This is a genomic window from Variovorax sp. GW821-FHT10C12 (assembly GCF_059415405.1).
This window is the reverse complement of record NZ_JBWKNE010000010.1, coordinates 24,435-40,808: the sequence shown is the minus strand read 5'-3', so window position 1 is coordinate 40,808 and position 16,374 is coordinate 24,435. Positions and strand designations below refer to the sequence as shown.

The 16,374-nt window shown below is 64.9% G+C and carries 11 protein-coding genes; all 11 read right to left on the bottom strand.

Features of this window, described 5'->3' with window-relative positions:
• Positions 1-27: 27 nt before the first annotated feature.
• The gene (locus AC07OH_RS28380) at positions 28-612 is read right to left on the bottom strand and encodes a Dps family protein (RefSeq protein WP_369630563.1); all 585 of its coding nucleotides are present in this window, start codon (positions 610-612) and stop codon (positions 28-30) included.
• 136 nt (positions 613-748) lie between these two features.
• Positions 749-1,714: a LysR substrate-binding domain-containing protein gene (locus AC07OH_RS28375; RefSeq protein WP_062474802.1), complete on the bottom strand. Its 966-nt coding sequence runs from the start codon at positions 1,712-1,714 to the stop codon at positions 749-751.
• Positions 1,715-1,782: 68 nt separating this feature from the next.
• On the bottom strand, positions 1,783-2,526 hold the full coding sequence (locus tag AC07OH_RS28370) for a hypothetical protein (RefSeq protein ID WP_495302937.1): 744 nt from the start codon (positions 2,524-2,526) through the stop codon (positions 1,783-1,785).
• 4 nt (positions 2,527-2,530) lie between these two features.
• Entirely contained in the window at positions 2,531-3,667 is a 1,137-nt protein-coding gene (locus AC07OH_RS28365) for a hypothetical protein (protein WP_099793822.1), read from the bottom strand.
• Entirely contained in the window at positions 3,664-6,546 is a 2,883-nt protein-coding gene (locus AC07OH_RS28360; RefSeq protein ID WP_495302936.1) for a type VI secretion system Vgr family protein, read from the bottom strand. The genes AC07OH_RS28365 and AC07OH_RS28360 overlap by 4 nt, the downstream gene beginning before the upstream one ends.
• A 153-nt stretch (positions 6,547-6,699) precedes the next feature.
• Positions 6,700-7,218, bottom strand: a complete 519-nt coding sequence (locus AC07OH_RS28355; protein ID WP_495302935.1) for a hypothetical protein — start codon at positions 7,216-7,218, stop codon at positions 6,700-6,702.
• Positions 7,215-8,129 (bottom strand): DUF6708 domain-containing protein, encoded by a 915-nt coding sequence (locus AC07OH_RS28350; protein WP_495302934.1) that lies wholly within the window; start codon positions 8,127-8,129, stop codon positions 7,215-7,217. The genes AC07OH_RS28355 and AC07OH_RS28350 overlap by 4 nt, the downstream gene beginning before the upstream one ends.
• A gap of 95 nt (positions 8,130-8,224) precedes the next feature.
• Entirely contained in the window at positions 8,225-9,172 is a 948-nt protein-coding gene (locus tag AC07OH_RS28345) for a DUF6708 domain-containing protein (protein ID WP_495302933.1), read from the bottom strand.
• Between the two features lies 1 nt (position 9,173).
• A complete protein-coding gene (locus AC07OH_RS28340; protein WP_495302932.1) occupies positions 9,174-12,599 on the bottom strand; it encodes a T6SS effector BTH_I2691 family protein in 3,426 nt (1,141 codons plus the stop codon).
• Positions 12,592-13,536, bottom strand: coding sequence for a DUF4123 domain-containing protein (locus tag AC07OH_RS28335; RefSeq protein ID WP_495302931.1), 945 nt, complete (start codon positions 13,534-13,536; stop codon positions 12,592-12,594). The genes AC07OH_RS28340 and AC07OH_RS28335 overlap by 8 nt, the downstream gene beginning before the upstream one ends.
• Before the next feature lie 12 nt (positions 13,537-13,548).
• Entirely contained in the window at positions 13,549-16,371 is a 2,823-nt protein-coding gene (locus tag AC07OH_RS28330) for a type VI secretion system Vgr family protein (RefSeq protein WP_495302930.1), read from the bottom strand.
• Between the last annotated feature and the right edge of the window lie 3 nt (positions 16,372-16,374).

Here is a 16,374-nt window from a genome sequence, read left to right as displayed (position 1 = left end):
CACCGGGAGAGCATCAGGAAGACGTCATCAGTCCTCGAGCAGCGAGCGCAGCATCCAGGCCGTCTGGTCGTGCACCGTGCAGCGCGCGGTCAGCATGTCGGCGGTCGGGTCGTCGCCGGCCTCTTCGGCCACCGGGATGAACTCGCGCGCGATGCGCGACACCGTTTCGTGGCCCTTCACGAGGATGCGCACCATCTCCATCGCCTTGGGCGGGGTCTGCGGCACGTCGGGCACGGTGGCGATCTTGCTGAATTCGGCGTACGAGCCCGGCGCGTAGTGGCCCAGCGCGCGAATGCGCTCGGCGAGCACGTCGGTCGAGCCCCACAGCTCGGTGTACTGCGTCATGAACATCGCGTGCAGCGAGTTGAAGTGCGGGCCCGTCACGTTCCAGTGGAAGTTGTGCGTCGTGAGGTACAGCGTGTAGGTGTCGGCCAGCACGCGGCTCAGGCCCTCGGCGATGGCCGCGCGGTCCTGGCGTTCGATGCCGATGTTGATGATCGGCGCGTTGCGGCTGCCCGACTCCTGCGCAACGACGGCGCCGCCCTTCTTGGGCACCTTGCCGGCGGAAGCTGCGGGCGACGGGGACTTGGTTTTCTTCGAGGGTTTGGCCATGGCGGAGGGGTCTTTCTTGAAGTTGGGTGACAACACCGAAATTCTGAAAGCCGGCAGGCGGCTTCGCAACAGCTTCACTCTATCCCAGCGATCAGCGATCCCAAACAGCCCGCGCGTAGGCGAAGGCCCCGAATCGCTAGGAGAGTCGTTTGACACCCGGCAGCTCGCACGCGTAGATCGCGTTGCGCAGCGCCGCAATGGCCTCGTAGCGCGTGAAGGTGCGGCGCCAGGCCAGCACCACGCGACGCATCGGCGGGTCGCGGTCCTGCGCGTCGCGCACGGGCAGGTAGCGCACCATCTGCTCGGGCTCCTTGCGCCCCTTGACCTTCGGCTTGAGCGCCTCGGCCGGCACCGACAGGCGCGGCACCAGCGTCACGCCCATGCCCGAGGCCACCATGTGCTTGATCGTCTCCAGCGACGAACCCTCGAAGCTCTTGCGGATGCCTTCGGCATTGCTCGAGAAGCGCGCGAACTCGGGGCACACCTCGAGCACGTGGTCGCGAAAGCAGTGGCCCGTGCCCAACAGCAGCATCGTCTCGCTCTGCAGCTCTTCCGAGGTGATCGACTCGCGGTCGGCCAGCTTGTGCTTCACGGGCAGCGCCGCCATGAAGGGCTCGTCGTACAGCGGCGCCATCGCCAGGCCCGTGTCGGGAAAGGGCTCGGCCATGATCGCGCAGTCGATCTCGCCGGCGCGCAGCATCTCGAGCAGCTTGACCGTGAAGTTCTCCTGCAGCACCAGCGGCATCTGCGGCGTGCGCGCGATCACCTGGCGCACCAGGTCGGGCAGCAGGTACGGGCCGATCGTGTAGATCACGCCCAGGTTCAGCGGGCCGGCCAGCGGGTCTTTTCCGCGCTTGGCGATCTCCTTGATGCTGGCGGCCTGGTCGAGCACGCTTTGGGCCTGCTGGACGATCTGCTCGCCGAGCGGCGTCACGGTCACTTCGCCGGCGCTGCGCTCGAAGAGCTTGACCTCGAGTTCGTCCTCGAGTTTCTTGATGGCCACCGAAAGCGTCGGCTGGGACACATAACAGGCCTCGGCCGCCTTGCCGAAGTGCCGCTCGCGGGCGACTGCGACGATGTATTTGAGTTCGGTGAGAGTCATAGCTTGCGTCAATTATGCGCAAGGGTCTGTGACCCGGCTGGGGCGGGGTTAAAAGCCGCGGGCTGCGCTCAGTCGGTGCGGCTCCAGACCCATTGCACCGGCTGCCCGCCGTTCGAGGGCATCGGCTCGCCCTGCGTGACCGCCGCGCTCACGCGCAGGTCGGTCAGGCAAGCCCAGACGCCCGAGCGAGGGCAGGTCTGGCCCGTGTCCGCAAACAGCAGCTCATCGCGGCGCATGCGGTGCCCCTGGATCTGCGCCGAGCCATCGACCTCCGCAGTGAACGCGACGCGGCCGGACGCGGCACGCTCTTCGAAGATCTCGATGGCGCCTTGCAAGGCGACGAAGAAATCCCAGTCGGACAGATCCTGCTCCGCCGCCGCGGCGGTGAAGTCGGCCTGGTACAGGCGTTGATAGCGCTCGGCGTTGTAGTCCAGCTCGAAGACGACATTGCCTGTCGCGGCGTCCATCAGCCGGAACTGGCTGAAACCCTGCCGCAAACGCCCATCGCCATAACGCGAAGGCGCGATCTCGCTGCGCAGGACGGGCGAGAGCATCACCACGGAGCCGTCGTCGCGCTTCTGGCAGATCTCGAACACGGCACCGTCGTCGGTGCGGAAGACGAACTTCTCGTCGGACGTCCAGTAGCTGTAATAGCGCTTGTCGTTCTCGATCGTGTAGCCGCCTTTGACGGGGAGGTCAGCGAGTACCGAGGCGCCTGGCGGTTTCTCGGCGTCGTCGACGGGGCGCCAGCGGCCGGTTGTGGGGTCCAGGTCGATGAGGTCGGAGGCGGTGTGATGCAGGTAGAGCCACATGGGACTATTTCTTTGCTCGGTTGACGATCGCGTCGATTTCACGGAGAAGCTTGGCTGCCTTCTCAGGGTCACCGGTTTTCTTCTGGCGATAGAACTCCATGATCAGGTCCCACGGCATGTCGTCGCCCCCTGCATTCTGGGCGCCTTCGATGATCTGGGCATCGGTCTTGGGATTGCCCTTGCCGACATTCACGCGCTCACGTGTCTTGGGGTGAATGACATAGCCCCGCTTCAGGTCTTCGTACTTCGGCCCCAGCGGATCGCCGTACAGCGCCTGGTTGCGCTTGTAGATGACCTCCCGGAGCTCGGGGTCGGTCTTGTCCTTGAATTCCTTGCCGAGTGCACGGCGCTCGGCGTTCGCGGCCTTTGCGATCTCTTCTTCGCTCTTGCCTGCGGCGCGCATGCTTTGTACCTTGCCGCCGACGCGACGCTTGACCGCCACCTCGTAGTCGAGCCGAAGCAGCGGCTTGGCGCTGTGCGCCAAGGTATTGGCCGTGTCGGTTGCGCCATCCAGCTTCGCGGGCTTGGCCCGCTCCAGCAGCTTGTCGAGCTCGGACTTGAGGAAGCGCATGACTTCAGGAATCTTGGCCTGCCCCATGCCCCGCAGTTTTGCAATCTGCTGCTCGACCAACTCCAGGCGCTTGACGTTGTCGCCCAGCAGCTTCCGGGTCAGCCACCGGTGCCGCACATCGGAGATGCCAAGAATGATCTTCTGTGTGATCTCGTCGAACCGCTTGACGGCATTCTTTGCATACTGATCCATCGGCAGGCTCTTGAGCCACTTGACGGGATCTCCCTTGCCAGCGCCACGGATGATTGCGAGGATCGTTTCGAGCGCCTCATCGGCGTACTTGCCACCCTGCTTGAGAAACTTCACCAGCGACTTGAAAACACCCTTCAGCAGGCTCCCCAGAACCGGAATGAGGCCGATGAGCGTGATGGCGAGCGCGATCCATTTCCACTTGTCGCTCGAGTCCTTCGAGAGCTGGTGCAAATTGGCAATCACGTCGCGAATGTCCGCGAGCTGATCAAGGATGGGAATCGCGGTGATGATGCTGCCGACGACTGTTTGCGACAGGCTGGCATCCTCGTTGAAGTCGCCCTGCAGGACGCCCCAGAACCAATCGAGCGCGTCGTTCATTTGTCCTCCGAACCGAAAACCAGCGCGTAGAGCGCCATGGCCTGCTCAGGCGTCACGTCCTTCCCGTAGGCGGGGTTGGCCGGAGACTCCTCGACGGGGTCGATTTGCCATTCCCTGGCGTCTTCGCCGATCTCGATGTCTGCAGCACCGGCCGGCACGCCGTCGAAGCGCAGCTGCCCGTTCGATCCCAACTTGCCCCTGCGTACGCTCTTGTCCGAGAACGTCACCTTGACGTCCGCGCCCTGCACCGCATCCGTGTCGTAGTAACGGCGTTCCACTTCAATGAAATGCTTGGGTTCGCTGGTCAACCCCATCGGCAGCCCCATCAGCTCTGCCGGATTCCCCTTGGGCCCCACAAAGCTCTTGCTCGTCCCCTTCACATCCAGCAGACCCGGCATCTTCAAGGTGATGTTCATCCCATCCAGCTCGATGCTCGTCTGCCCGCCCTTGAGCGTGACCTTCTGCTGGGCCAGCACGTGGATCTCGTCATTGCTGCTGGTGACCGTGAAGCCTTCCTTGGCCAGCCATTCGAGTTCGTCGGTGTGCGCCTGCACACTCACCGGCCCGTCTTGCGCGATGACCTGGATGCCACCTTCGTGGCTGTACAGCCCCACGGATTTACCAGCCGCAAAGCTCACGGTCTTGCCCGCAGCCACGTGAGCTTGCGCCTGCGCAGTCCAGTGGATGGCCTCGCCTGCGTACACGGTCGCGCTGGCGGGCGTGGCCATGTTCAGGCTCATGGCCGCATCGAGCACCATGAGCGGCCGGGCGAAGGCGGGCACGGGGTCTTGCCCTTCGCGTGAACCTGCGCCCTCTCCACCTTTCGGCTCGCGCGCGTCCTGTCCGTTGACGCTGCCGGGATAGTGCCCGTTCTTCTGCGGATCGATGTCATCGATGAGCGGCTGCAGCAGCGCCGTGGCGCTCAGCGCCAGCGCCTTCGCACCGCCGGCCGCATCGGACAGCTTCTGCGCCTCGCGCAACGCGCCCGCGAGCTGGCCGCGCACGCTGGTGGTGTCCTGAACGCTGCCCGCCGCGCCTTCCTGCGCCAGCGTGGAGATCAGCAGGCCCTCACCAGCGCGTGTGGCGACCCAGGCGTCGGAACGCAGCTCGGCACCGCTGCCACGCCAGGCGCCGCGGCTGCTCTCGTCGGGTGACTGGGCATTGAGGTGGCCCAGGTTCAGCTGGCTCGCCGCGTGCGAGCTGGCCAGGCGGGTGCGCACCTGGCCGGGCGCATCGTCGGCGATCCACTGGTTGTAGCCGCTGCCGTCGAGCGCGCGACTGTGCCAGCCCGAGAGCACGCCTGCATGGTTGGCGGATGAATCCGTGCCGGCTGACCAGGGCGGCAGGTCCTGTCCGTTGTACAGCTGCTGGGCGACCACCGGCCGGTCGATGTCGCCTTCGATGAAGGACACGAGCACCTCGGAACCGATGCGGGGCAGGTGATGTGCGCCCCAGTTCGGGCCCGCAACGGGGGCGGCCACGCGCAGCCAGACGGACTGGCGGTTGCTGGCGTGGCGACCGGCGGCGACGAGGCTGCCTTGTCCGCTGCTGGTCGACTGCTGCTGGCCTGCACGCTGGGCCTGCCAATGGAAGCGCACCTGCACACGATGGTCGCGCTGGGTGTGGACGGCGGTCGGTGCCTCATCGTCATCGCCGCCGACCACGAGCGCGACCATGGCCTCGGGGGCCGTGGGCTTGGGTCGCCACAGCGGCACGACCTGTGCCTCGGCCGGCTGGGCTTCGAAGCTGTTGCGGTAGCTGCCCTTCTCGAGCTCACCGGCCTCGAGCACCTGCGCGGCCTGCGCGCCGAGGTTGTTGGCCGCTTCGTGGCGCACGCGCAGCGCGACGAATCTGCGGCCGTCGTAGCGGTCGTGCTGCGTGAGCGTGAAGCGCTCGCCGGCACCGAGCTGTCGCACGCTGCCTGCGGCACCGTAGCGCTTGATGCGCGATTCGAAGGCCACGAGCTGCTGCTCGGCGCGGCGGGCGGCGGTGGCGCTGTCGGCATAGCGCTGCGCGCCGGCGCCGTCGTAGTGCTCCAGCACGGGCACCTCGCCCATGGCCAGCGCGCTCTGCACCGCGCCGGTGGGGGCCTGCAGAACGCTGGCATCCCAGGCGTTGCGCATGACGGCGTTGGTGGTGACCTGGCGCCGACTGCTCCAGGCGGTGATGGCGTCAGTCGATTCAGTGGCGTCGACGCGATGGAAGCGGATCTCAGAAAGGGCGCAGTCGGGCGGGGTTGCCGTGCGGTCGAAGATCACGAGGCGGTGGTGCGAAGGCGTGGTGTTGCCGCCCCCGCCAGCGGTCGACTGTTGCTGCTGTTCATGCTCGAAGCGAAAGCTCAGACCCTCTTCCGCCAGCAGGCGCAGCACGAAGGCCAGGTCCGACTCGCGGTACTGCACACAGGTGGGCCGCACGGGCATCTCCTGCGTGACGTCGAAGCTGAAGCTTGCGGTCGTGTGATCCGCGAACACTTCGCTGACGATGTCCTGCACGTGCTTGGCGGCGTACACGAAGCTGTCGCGGCGCAGGCCCAGCGCGGCGAGCCAGGGCTGCAGATGCAGCCGGTAGCGCGCCAGGCCGCCGTCACCGCCCAGCGCATCGACGGCCGTGAGGTAGCCGTGCCAGGTGCGAAAGCTGCCGTTGGCCAGCAGCAGGCGCAGGCTCAGTTCCTCGCCGATCAGCGCGAACGGGTCGAACTCGCTCGACGTGGCCAGCGTGTCGATGGTGAAGTCGAAGAGTTCGTTGAGGCCTTCGCTGCCGGTGAAGCGCTCGACGACGGCGTTCTGCGGTGCCGCAGCGGGCAGCTGCAGCTTGATGAGCCGCGCCTGCTCCGAGAGCCGCGCGACATTCAGGCCTTCGAGCTTCCATGGCGTCGGCATGAAGCTGCTTGATGTGTCTGATGACATGGATATCCACCTCCCTGGTGTCAGTGCCGGTCGTGCCGGTCTTCGTTCGATGCATGGCCGCGCGCGATCTTCCCGCCCTGTCGGTTCAGGGGCTGGCCGATCGACATCGCGTGGACCGGAAGAATCCTAGTTCGCCAACGTTGCATGTGCGTTTGCTGTGCCACAGCTGAATGTCATGACCGCAGGCGGCGGAAAGACGGTGTTCGAGCCGAACAGCCCGTAGCGCTTGGCGTTGATCGTGACGGTCTGGGTGAACGAGCCTGTCAGCCCCAGGCTGGACGCGGTCGGGTTCGTCTCGTCGAAGCTCAAACTTTGCGCAGACAGGAACGGATCTTTGGGAATGTTGAGGACCACATGGATGGCGGCTGTCGGAATGGTTTCATTTCCAAGACGGATTCCGAACCAGCTGCGCGTCACGAACGTGGAGGACTTTTCCAGCCACGCGTCATGGACCGCGCAATCGCCAAAGGACGGTGCATCGAAATGAAGCTTCGCCAACAGCCTTCCCTGGGCCCGGCTCTCGTCGCTCGATACCGCGGTTGAAGTGTCGGAAGTGCTCGTGTTCACCCGATAGCCGCGGTACGCCACAGCCGATGCGATGAGGACTGCAACAACAACTGCGGCAAGTAGAGCGAATCGCTTCATAGGGCACAAGAACAGCTGTGCAGCGCGCAGGCCACACCGGCCGCACCCGCCAGCCGGGTAACCTCTTCCACACTCAACGCCGGACCACCGGCCGCTGCAATGACCTCCGGCGGCAACTCCGGCAACTTGCCCGCACCGCTGGTGCGCAAGGTCTCGCCCGGTTGGATGGCCGGGCCGCCCTCTTCCATGTAGCGCCGGATGTGCTCCCACAGACGCCAGAGTGCAACGTCTTCGTACCAGCCGAGGTAGCCGATCAAGGCGATGCCTTCCAGCTTGCGCGGGTTCCGGGCCTCGCCCCACAGCAGGCGCAGCACATGGGTGTCGCGGGCCGCCTCGCCGGTGAGTTGCATGATCTTGTAGCTGCGGGCCTGCAAATCGTCCCACGAGGTGGTGATCACTTTGTCGATACCCACGCGCTCCCAGAAGCGCCAGAAGCGCAAGCGCCCCAACACGCAGATGCTGACTTCGCGGGTCTTGCGGTTGAAGACCACGGGAATGTCGCGGGGGGCAAGGTGCGACATCCGTAGGGCGAAGGAGAAGGGAAAGAAGCCAGTCGCAAAAATGATGCTTCCACTAACAAGAAAAAAAATGCTCCGAGACATCAATCCTTCCCAGAGAAACCAAGCCCCAAATCCCATGAATCCCAAAAAGAAAGCCGCATAGGTATTCCCATTCCCCACTGTCTCCCCGGTTCCAAAGGGCGCGCCAATCTCAATCGCATGCGGATGTACAGCCAACAGCGAATCGCAGGTGCTGGCGCTCTCGTGCACGGGCTGCTTCTTGTCCCCGGGCGCCACACGCGTGATCGTTCCATTGAGCATCGGCCGCAGCACCTCGCCGATCTCGTCAAACTGCGTCTCCGGTCCTTGCCAATCCGGCAGCAGCACGTTGTATTCGGGTAGCTTTTTCATGTCACGCCGTCATCCCGTCACCGTCGGCATCGATTGATTTCTTGACAGCCGCTTGCGCCTGACTGGTGAAGATCGAGTGCACGTCAGCTTGCACCCTAAGCCGCCGCATCGGCCGCACCCGCCAGCCGGGTAACCTCTTCCACACTCAACGCCGGCCCGCCAGCCGCAGCAATGACCTGCGGCGGCAACTCCGGCAGCTTGCCCGCACCGCTGGTGCGCAAGGTCTCGCCCGGTTGGATGGCCGGGCCGCCCTCTTCCATGTAGCGCCGGATGTGTTCCCACAGACGCCAGAGTGCAGCGTCTTCGTACCAACCGAGATAGCCGATCAAGGCAATGCCTTCCAGCTTGCGCGGGTTCCGGGCCTCGCCCCACAGCAGGCGCAGCACATGGGTGTCGCGGGCCGCCTCGCCGGTGAGTTGCATGACCTTGTAGCTGCGGGCCTGCAAATCGTCCCACGAGGTGGTGATCACTTTTTCGATGCCCACGCGTTCCCAGAAGCGCCAGAAGCGCAAGCGTCCCAACACACAAATACTGACCTCGCGGGTTTTGCGATTGAAAACCACGGGAATGTCGCGGGGGGCAAGGTGGGACATCCGCAGGGCGAAGGAGAAGAAGAGGAAGCCCATGCCAAACATGATGAGACCGAAAACCAATGGCTCTAGAAAATCGACCGCACTCGGTGGGTTGCTCCAAGGACTCGGATCATCATAGGTAAACCATTTCAGCCAACGCTCCCCAGCTTTCCAAAACCAAGGAATCCCAAGACCCATGCAGCCCAAGGAGAAGGCCGCAAAGGTATTCCCATTCCCCACCGCTTCTCCGGTACCCATAGGCGCTCCAACTTGAATCGCCTCCGGATACACAGCCAATAGTGAGTCGCAGGTGCTGGCACTCTCATGCACAGGCTGCTTTTTGTCTTCGGGTGCCACGCGCGTGATCGTCCCGTTGAGCATCGCGCGCAACGCGTCACTGATATCGTCAAACTGCGTCTCCGGTCCTTGCCAATCCGGCAGCAGTACGTTGTATTCGGGTAATTTCTTCATGTCAGTCGGTCATCGTCTGGTCCACCACATAGTCTCCACTGGTGGCGTCGACCAGTACCTGGACTTGGACCTGGGCTCGCGGGTACAGCAACCCGTCGGTGTCAATGGTGATGTGGGTGAGATCGCCCTCGTCACTGCGTTGCGGGCGCTCCAAGCCTTTCAAGCTCAGCGGTGATGCAGGCGGCACGCTGCGACCCAGCACATAGACCAAGGTCGAAATGCCGTCGCGCCCGCTCAACGTGATGCCAATGGTCCATTCGAGGCTGTCGCGCAATGCCTTGGGCATCCACAGCTTCAGTTCGACGGTCTTGTACAGGCCGCTGTGGCCTTCGAACGGGTCTTTCACGAACAGCGCTCCCAGCCCACCATTGCCGCGCGCGATGCCGGCCCCGGTGGTAGCCATGGTGTTCATGCCGTATTCGAACTCGATGCGAATGCCCATGAGCAGTTTGTTGAGTTCCTGCTGCTCGACTTCCAGGCTGCCCCACTTGGTATCGGCTCGGCCCCAAATGGTTTTAGCGGCCCATTCTTCGGTGGGGGTGTCTTGCAGCAGCATGGCGATGTAGCCAACACCGATGGCCAGGCCGATCAGAATCAGGCCCCAGCCGGTCCACGACAGGCCCAACAGGCCGGCGCTCGCGACGGTCCCACTTATTTGCCCAGCGGCCATCAATCCTGCTCCGCCTGCGAGTGCAAAAAATGCACCCGACGCGAAATAGGCCCTCGAAGCATCCTTGTCGTCGTTGCTCCCTCGCTTCCACCCATTGGTGAGTGCAAACCCCGCATCCACAAACAACCCCGCAGCCGACAACCTGCTCGCCATCAGCTTCAGTATGTTCGCCTTCGAAGCCCATGCACCGTTCACCTTGGCAACCTGCTCGGCAACTTCAAGGCTCGCGCCCGTGATGCCCAGGCCCGAGCCGGCCAGCCCAAACCACGCAGCCGTGCGCTGGTCTTGCGTGCCGTTCTCCAGCATCTTGATGGACTTGGCAATCGAGAATCCATGCAACACCGCGCCTGCTGCCGAGAAGGACGCTGCGCCGCCACTCATGACGGCTGCCGAGCCCTTGGCAAAACCGGATAGCTGTGCCGCGGTCCAGCCGGCCGCACGGGTGGCCGCTTGCGTTGCCGGCGCGGTGGCGCTGCCGATCGCCCGCCCCGCCGCAGTGGCGACGTTGCCGGCAGAGCGGCCCGCCTGAGCGGCGGCGTTGGCGGCGGAGCGCCCTGCGACGGTGGCCTTTTTTGTGAGGTCGTCTGCCGATTCAGCCGTGAAGATCCACACATCGATCAGCGTGTTGAGGCCGCGCGAATGCCCCGCCAGTGCCAAGCTCAGACCACCCGCCAGCGCCACGTTCTTGAGCTTGCCTGTGGCGGCGGTACCGGCCTTGTTGGCCGCGCCCGCTACGGCGCCCGCGCCCTGCGCCGCGCGGCGACCCAACTCGCCGCGCAGGCTTTCCCAGTACTTCACAGCCTCCGACAGGGTCATCTTGACCGTTTGCGCCATCGCGCCTGAAGGGCCTGCCGCGCCGGCGGTAATGCATTGCATGATGGCCGTGAGGAATTGCCGTGTCTTGACCGACGCCGGGTCCGTGCCTGTCGTGGCCATGCTGATCCCGCCGACGATGGTGATGAGCGGATGCGCCAGACCCGAGGCGGCGTTTTTCAGCAACGGCAAGCTGCTGACGACCTTGTCGTAGAACGGATACTTGGCAAGGAGGACCTGGCTGGCCAAGGGAGTTCCCTTGCCCGCGCTGGCGTCTTTCAGAGCCTGTGCCGTTTCCTCGAACAACTTGAAGATGTTCTTGGTTTCCTTGTGAATCTTGGTGGGCTTGAACGCGTCGAAGAATGCCACCTGATTCCCAAGCAGCGCCCGAGTGAGCAGCGCCTGGCTGTCATGTGGGTTGTCAGAAGCAAAGGGCTTGTACCACTCGAGTCCCGTGGTGCTCATGTGCCCTCCCAACGTGATCTGTGCGACAGCATTGGCGTAGTGCAGGCCGTCGATGCGTTCGTTGAGGCCAAAGTCATGCTCGGTCACGAGCTTGCGCGCTGCCGAATTGAGCCACGCCCCATGATCGGGCTCGATCTTCGAAAGAAGATCCTTGTCGGCCTTTGAAAGCCTGTCGAATTGCTCCAGAAAACTCCGGAAGGGGTACCTGCCACCCGATCCGAGCTTCTCAAGAACGTCATCCTTGAGGCCCGCGGTGTCGTGGTCGATCTCCCCCTCGTTGGGAAGCTCGATTTTTCCATTGATCGGGTCGGGGTAGGCGTCTACCCTCGACATCGGCCTTGCCTTGCGATTGCCTACCCAACGAGCTTCCGGCGGCAAGCTGCCGGCTGCTTTCTGCTTGCGGAAATCCTCGCTCGTGATGGCCTTGCCATTCAGGTGCGCCATGCCTGCTATGCGTCTCTTGGTCGCATCGCCTTGTGCACCGATCTCTTTCAGCAAGCCCTCGATGGTCAACGCCGTTTGAAGTCGCCACTGCCCCTGCTTTTTACCTTCCGAGTCCTTGTACTCGTTCAGCCACCGGGCTGCGCTGTTGCACTTGACCAGACGCATGTAGGCCGACTCGGAGGTCACACCAACGGCATCGGGAACGCTGACCATGTGCACATGGTCCATGGTGTATTGCCCCTGTGAAGCCCTCACCAGACGTTCGGCCGCTTGAAAAACGTCCAGTGCGCTTTCCGGCCGCACGCCGGCTTTGCCCGCCGCCCCCTTCTGCATGCTCAACGGGGGGAACGGCGTACCCAGCAAATCGTTGGGCTGCAGCTTCTCGTCGTAGTCCGCGACAAGCGTCAGGATGGCGCCCGTGGTCAGTGGCATCGAGCGCTTGGCCGTTCCCTTCGAAGCCTCGATGAGAGTCATGCGTCTTTTTCGCAAGTCCTCTTTGGACGCGTACAGGTCTCGCACTGGCTGGGACCAGGGATGATCGCTGTAGCCCACCCACACAGAGCCCGCGAGCTTGGCCTCTGGAATCACGAGCAGCATCGCATTGGCATACGCTTCGGAGCGCTGGCACACAAAGCCACCTTCGCTGCTGGCACTGTTCGTGTAGGGCACAGCCTGCAGCGGGAAAGGACTGAGATACCCACCATCGCTGACACGAAAAATCTGCCAGCCTTTGTCGGCCTTCAATTGCGGCGTATGGGGCTTCTCATAGAAAACGACGACGAATCCCGCACGCAGCGTACGCATTGCGTAGCGGCTGTAACTCAACGCCGCCTCCGCGGTGTGCCTGTCGAGCAGCGGCCGCGCCGCTTCCTGTTTGGGCTGCGCGTAACTACTTTCCGCGAGGCCGGGCCGTACGAGCAACACCGGCAATCCGGCTTTGGCGCACGCCGGGCAGCCGCCGGCAGTGCATCCGGGCGTGCCGGCAGCCGCCTTTTGCGCGCCCGCCGAATAGCTGGGCGCAGGTGTATCAGCCAAGTCGTTCTCCCTGTGTGGCCGGTTGAAGCTGCGACAGTCCGGCGTGGCGCTCCAACTCGGTCCGAATGGTGTTCCATCCCTCGGGGTCAGGCACGCCCTCGAGCGCCTGCGCCAGCGTGGCGTCACCGCGCAAGGCGCGAGCGATCAACGAGTGCACGGTCGGATGGGTGGTCAATTGCGGGTGGACCTGCAGGATGTAGGCCCCCAGCAAGACCCGGTCTTGTCGATTCGACAATCCCGCGGAGATGGTCGCCGCAGTCGCCTCGGCGGCTCTCTGCAAATAGTCAGAAGGCAAGGCGCCTGCAAACCGCAACCACCCGCGCAGCAAGTCCTGAACCGCTTCGTTGCGGGTTGCATGGGCCCACTGATCGGCACTGAAGCCCACGCCCTCCTGCTTGGCATCGGAGGTGGCCTCGTAGCGTACAAGTTCGCCGCATCGGTCCAGGCTGTACCAGCAATGCACGGGCCCCAGAAGACCCGCTTGCTGGTTCGGTGTCAGTGCAGGCCACATCCACTCGATGACCCGTCGATCAGCCCAGCGTATGAACTTGGGGTTGGTCTCCCCGGGGAAGCCGCCCTGCATGCACCGCGCGAAATGTCGAGCCAATGCGTCTGCCGGTGCGTCAGTCAACAACCAGCCGCCCAAGACGAACCCTTGTTCGCCCTCTGCATCCGGGTCTGCCTGCTCGCTCAACGCCAAGGCCAGGCTCGCCTTCAGCAGATGCGTGTCGTGCGGATGCAGGCGAATCAATCGAGGGCGCTGTTCGGGCTTCAACAACGGGTGACGAACAGGAACGGTCCAGGTTTCGCGCGGCTCCGCCTGCAACAGGTCCTCGGAGAAGGGCTCGCGCAACATGGGGTCGACCAGCAGGTAGGCGGACAAGGCATCGTCCGCCTGCAGCGCCTCCCCCAACTGCCGAACAAGGTTTTCGAACATCTGTCCCTGGCCTCAGAGGGTGACGGCGCCGCTGGCTGCGGCATCGTTTTGCTTGGGGCATGGCTGTGCTTCCGCCTTGCCCACGCTGTTGCTCGCACTGTCCCCCATCGGCCCCACGAAGTTATGCATCCCCCTGAACGTCACCTTCCCCGGCGCATGGATCTTGATGCTCGATCCCTCCAGCCTGATGTACGCCCCCGCACTCGTCAGCAGCACGTGCTTGGGGGCTTCCACCGCCACGTCCTTCGCCGTGCTGGCGATCGTCACCTTCTTGTCCGCCGCGATCTTCGTGGCGCCCGCCTGGCTCTGCAGGCTCACCTTGCCGCTGGCCGCATGCAGCGCGATGCCGCGCTCCTGGTTCGGCTCGCCGCCTTCACCGGCCTTCGCGCCCACCGTGTACAGGCTCACGCCGCTGGCCACGCTCAGGGCGATCTGCCCTTGCGCAGGCAGGTCGACATCCTGGCTCGCGACGATCGCGGTGTGCTGGCCGCTCACGGCGATCACTTCCTTCGGCGTAACGAAGCCGATGCCCATCGGCGCGCTGAACTGCAGGTGCGGCTCGCTGTACGCGGTGACGCTGCCGTGGCCGCCTTCGGTGGCCTTGATGTCGCCGCTCGATCCGTTGTCCGATGCCGCAGCGCCGCCTTCCTGCTTCGCCTCCAACACTTCAGCCACATGCTTCAGCGCAGCGATGGCTGGCAGCTCGCCCGGAGCGCCTTCACCCTTGATCTGCGCCTTCTGCGTCTGCGCACTCTGGGCGAGTGAGGTGGCGAGCTCTTCGGCCTGTTTCGTCTGCTGCTGCGCTTCGCGGCTGGCCATGAACGCGCCCTTGGCGTTCGGCTGGGCATAGGCGCTCACGAGCAGGCCCGCGCCGGCGCGGATGGCGCCTTGCGCGGTGGTGGCCAGTTCGGCACCGTGGCCACGGCCCTTGCCGCGCGCGTTGTCGTCCTGTTGCTTGTGGTGGCCCAGGTGCAGGCGGCTGCTGGCCTGGGTGGTGGCCAGGCTGGTGCTGCCCTGGCCGGGGGTGTCGTCGAAGACGAGCTGGTTGTAGCCTCCGTCGCCGCTCTGGCTGGCGCTCAGTTCCTGGGTCTTGATGCCGCTGAAGACGGCGTTGTGCGCATGCTCCTTGGCGCCCTTGCCTTCGCCGGCGAACCACGCGGGCGCGTTGCCGGTGGACTGGGCGGCGCCCGCGGGTTTCTGGTTGTGCTGGGCGTCGACCTGGCCGGCGCCGTTGTACAGCGCGGCGACGACCACGGGGCGGTCGATGTCGCCGTGATGGAACTCCACCAGCACTTCCTGGCCCACGCGCGGCAGGCTCATCTGGCCCCAGTTGTCGCCGGCGGCGCTGGCGGCCACGCGCACCCAGGCGCCCAGGCGGTCGGCGGCGGGGGCGTTGTCCTGGCCGTCGGTGCGCGACTGGCGCGCGCTCGACGCACTGCCGCGCTGCCAGTGGAACTGCACCTTGATGCGGTGGTCGCGGTCGGTGTGCACGGGCGCGTCAGCGCCGCCCACGCCGATGACGATGGCGCTCTGGCTGCCGTGCACGCTGGGCTTGGGATGGATGCGCTGGCCGTGGCCGTCCAGGCTCAGGGGCCGATACGGGATGGCCGCGCGCACGGTGGTGAATTCGTTGCGGTAGTGGGTGACGGCGTCTGCGGTCGTGTCGCCATTGCCGCTGTCGAACACGGTGGCGATGTCCGGCAGGCCCAGCCGCTCGCCGATGCCGGTCTTCAGGTCTTCGTCGAAGTTGTTGCGCGCGATGTGGCGCACAGCCAGCACGGCGAAGCGGCGGTCCTGCTCGCTGTCCTTGTCGTGCTGCTCGTGCCCGCTCAGGGTGAAGGTGGTGGCCGGGGCCAGGGTGCGCACGGCGCTGCGGCCTTCGAAGCGCTTGTTGCGCAGTTCCAGCGCCTGCAGGGCGTTGGCGAGCAGGCGCTCGCCCTGCGCGGAGGTCTCCCAGCCGTAGGCGCCGGGGTCGTCGCTCCAGTGCAGGGTGCGCTGTCCCGCGGCGCGGCTTTGCTGTTGCACGGGGCGGGCGTTCACGCTCTTGTAGTCCCAGCTTTGCTGCGCGAGGCTGTTGGTCTGCAGCTGGCGGTGGCCGCGCCACTGCTGGATGGTGTCTTCGCGCTCGCTGGCATCGGCGCGGTGGAAGCGGATGGCGGCTTGCGCGTTGGCGCGGAAGGCGCCGTTGTGGTCGGCGATGACGAGGGTGTGGCTGCCCAGTGCGCCGTCCTTGCCCGTGGTGTGTTCGAACCAGTAGCACAGGCCCTCTTCCGCCAGCAGCCGCGCGACGAAGTCGAAATCGCTTTCCTGGTACTGCGTGGTGATGCCGCGCACGGGGTAGATGTCGCGCTGGGCGATCTCCCAACGCCATTGCGGCGCGAGCTGGCCCTGGCTCTGGTAGCGGCCGAACACGGCATCGACGATGTCGAACACGTTCTGGTGCTGGAACAGGCAGCTGTCCTGGCGATAGCGCAGGAAGGCCATCCAGGGCTCGATGACGATGCGGTAGCGCGCCATGCCGCCGTTGCTCGACACGCACTCGGCCTCGCTCACATGGCCGTGAAAGGGGCGCAGCTCGGTGCGGCTTTGCGCGGTCTGCAGATCGAGCCGCACGCCCTGGCCGATGAGGGTCTTGAGTTCGATGTGCGCGTCGTCGCTCAGCGCGGTGAGTTCGAAGCGAAAGCCGCCGCCGTCGATGCACTCCACGCCGTCCAGGCGCTCGGCCAGCAGCTTGTTCTCGCCCAGCGGCGTGTGCAGCACCAGCAGGCGATCGCGCTGCGTGGTGCCTGCGCGCATGAGCCCGCCGAGCGAGGCCGATGTGAAGGTCGTCGTCATTGT